At 76.1% G+C, this 469-nt stretch carries 1 pseudogene; it reads left to right on the top strand.

The annotated features are described in order from the left end of the window. Positions 1–469 (top strand): annotated as a pseudogene (locus ACZY1I_RS32200) (hypothetical protein); the annotation flags it as partial.

Raw genomic sequence — 469 nt, 5'->3', positions numbered from 1 at the left:
GGCAACGCCGGCACCGCAGGCACCGGCGGCCGCGGCGCCGACGGCGTCACCGGCTTCATCGACGGCGGAGCCGGCGGGCTGGGCGGCAACGCCGGAGCGATCGGCACCGGCGGAGCTGGCGGTGCCGGTGCTGCAGGTACGGGCAGCAACGCGGCCAATGGTCTCGGCGCCGATGGTGGCGCTGGTGGGGCGGGCGGAAACGGCTTGGCTGGAACCGCTGGCGCGAACGGTCTCAACGCGGGTGAGAGCGGCACTAGCGGCAGTGCGGGCGGTAAAGGCGGCGACGGCGGTGCCGGTGGTAACGCCAGTGGTCTCGGAACCAAGGCTGGTGACGGCGGGGCCGGCGGCAGCGGTGGCGCGGGCGGTAAGGGCGGTAACGGCCTCGACGGCAACAACGGCAGCGCCACGGTCAGTGCCGGCGGCGCCGGACAGGCCGGTGGCAACGCCGGCGCCGGTGGCGACGGCGGCG

The sequence above is a fragment of the Mycobacterium sp. IDUB_37 genome (assembly GCF_055419245.1).
Note: the sequence above shows the minus strand (reverse complement) of the source record. Positions and strands in the feature narration are given on the sequence as shown.